Annotated in this window: 3 protein-coding genes; all 3 read left to right on the top strand. The window is 63.0% G+C overall.

What is annotated here, in order from left to right; genetic code table 11:
- Positions 1-6: 6 nt before the first annotated feature.
- From JF597_RS54265 to JF597_RS54255, 3 genes are read left to right on the top strand one after another with little or no spacing between them, the layout of a single operon-like run.
- The gene (locus JF597_RS54265) at positions 7-663 is read left to right on the top strand and encodes a hypothetical protein (protein ID WP_366916588.1); all 657 of its coding nucleotides are present in this window, start codon (positions 7-9) and stop codon (positions 661-663) included.
- On the top strand, positions 660-1,688 hold the full coding sequence (locus tag JF597_RS54260; RefSeq protein ID WP_294014512.1) for a hypothetical protein: 1,029 nt from the start codon (positions 660-662) through the stop codon (positions 1,686-1,688). The genes JF597_RS54265 and JF597_RS54260 overlap by 4 nt, the downstream gene beginning before the upstream one ends.
- Positions 1,689-1,728: 40 nt before the next feature.
- Positions 1,729-2,034: a hypothetical protein gene (locus tag JF597_RS54255; protein WP_294014510.1), complete on the top strand. Its 306-nt coding sequence runs from the start codon at positions 1,729-1,731 to the stop codon at positions 2,032-2,034.
- Positions 2,035-2,174: the final 140 nt, after the last annotated feature.

The raw sequence follows: 2,174 nt of genomic DNA, 5'->3' as shown, positions 1-2,174 counted from the left end.
CCCACCGTGACCCGCCGTTCCCGCCTGCTCACGACAGCCACCGCCGGTGTGACGGCCGCACTGCTGCTTGCCGGTTGCGGTGGAGGCGACGGAGACAAGTCCAAGTCGAACGACAAGATCGCGGGCGCGGACACGGGGGTATCGGCCTCGGCTTCGCCGAGTGCTTCGGCCGCGAGCGCCGGCCGTCCGAAGATCACGTTGCCGTCGGACCTGACGTACACATTCGAGTGGGCGAAGACGGGCAACGAGAAGAAGGATGCTGTCCTCGGCGACACTGAGCAGTTCATCAAGGCCGTCGACATGGCGATCGCTAAGCAGGCCCCGCTCGACAACGCCTACCGCTTCTACTCCGAGGGCCTGGCGGCAGCCGGTAGTCAGAAGTTCATCCAGGAGTTTGTGGACTACAAGGACCGGATCACCGGAGCCAAGCGTTACTTCGATGCCAAGGTGCAGATCAACGACGACGGGACCGCAGGTCTTGTCTACTGTGAGGACCAGACCAAGGCCTACAACAAGAGCCTGAAGACTGGGAAGGCAGAGGTCACGAAGGCCTCGAAGGACGACTACGTTCTTTACAACAGCCTGCTTCAGGTCAACAAGCAGGGTGTCTGGATCACCGAGAAGCTGACGTCGCAGCGGGGGAGCTCCGTATGCCAGCCATGAGGTTCCGAAAGTCGGCAATTTTCATACTTGCCGCAGTGACTACGTTGGTCTGCCCCACTCAGGCGTTCGCGGGTTACGGACACGGCGGCAGTACGAACAGCGACCCCAACACGAACACTTCCGGCAAAAGCGATGGAAAGGGTAATATTTCCGCGACGGCAGGCGTCGTCTACGACCTCTCCAAGAACGGTTCCGGGGCATCGACCGGTGCGGTGACGCCGACCACGACCTGGACCCCGCCCGCCTGTTACTACGCGCCCAAATACTCACCTGACGCTCTTGAGGCCTACCTGACGCCGATCTGGGAGGCCGACTCGACGGGCTACGAGTGGGACGCCACGCAGCGCGACCGCTACGTCAACGGGAAGCCGTACAAGGACTTCAACAAGGACAAGGCGGGCAAGGGCTACTGGTGGGACTCGTACGTCACAAAGGGCCGTGAGGGAGACCCAGGCGCGCTCGACTGCACGAAGCCGATCTTCTGGGTCGACACGGGTGACAACCCGCCGGCGGACGTACCTCAGGCGGTCACCCCGGAGATCCTCGCGCAACTCGCCTACAACGAGATCCGCGTCCCCAGTACAAAGGTGACCCTGGCTCCCGCGAACAAGACGAAGGTCAACCTTCCCACCTGGGCCTGGCTGGACGGTGCCGAGTTCAAGCCGGTCTCCGTCACCGCGTCCGTTCCCGTGCTGGGCATCAGCGCCACGACCACCGCCAAGCCGTACTCTCTCAAGATCGACCCCGGTACCTCGGACGCGGTGACGTATCCGGCGTCGGGCGTCTGTGAGTTCAAGGACGGCAGCATCGGTGAGGCCTACGCCAAGGGCAAGGCCGGTGAGACGCCACCCTGTGGGGTGAAGTACCTGCACTCCTCGGGCACTGGCTCGTACCCGCTCAAGGCCACCATCACCTGGAAGATCAGCTGGACGGGTACCGGATCGCCGGGTGGAAACCTTGATGACGGCGTCTTCGGGGCCACCCAGGATGTCATCGTGCAGGAGATCCAGTCCGTCAACAGGTGAGCGATGAGTCGGCCCGGAGCTTTCCGGCCTAGGAGGCGCCGTGGGCGACAGGACCAGGGTCGACGATCTCAACGTGCTCAAGAGTGTGGGCACAGGCATCGAGAAGATCGTCGAGGAGTTGCAGGGGCTCGACGACAAGGACAAGTACGGCTGGAGCCGTGAGGTCGTCGGGCATGAGGAGCTCACGGACCGGCTCAACGACTTCGCTGACAACTGGGACTACAAGCGAGGCAAGCTCGAAGATGAGTTGGCCAAGCTCGCGGCAATCACGAAGGCCGCGGCCCAGGCCTACGAGCAGATAGACACAGACCTCGCCAACGCCGTCCGCAAGCAGGAGAAGCCCTAGATGTGCTGTCCCGGAACGTTGGTGACACGCGGGTTGGGTGCTTGAACGAGTGAGGGCCTTCTGGGTTCGGTGTGGATTGCGACATCTGCACCGACGCTCAGGAGGCCCTCGTGTCCCACCGTAACGCCCCGCTGACACCG

This window comes from Streptomyces sp. (genome assembly GCF_019510245.1).
Classification (GTDB): Bacteria; Actinomycetota; Actinomycetes; order Streptomycetales; family Streptomycetaceae; genus Streptomyces.
The sequence above is the reverse complement of the archived record's forward strand: the minus strand, read 5'-3'. Positions and strand labels throughout refer to the sequence as shown.

What these genes read in the sequence shown, in the direction of transcription:
- JF597_RS54260 (WP_294014512.1), top strand. Translation starts at nt 660, where the DNA reads ATGAGGTTCCGAAAGTCGGCAATTTTCATACTTGCCGCAGTGACTACG.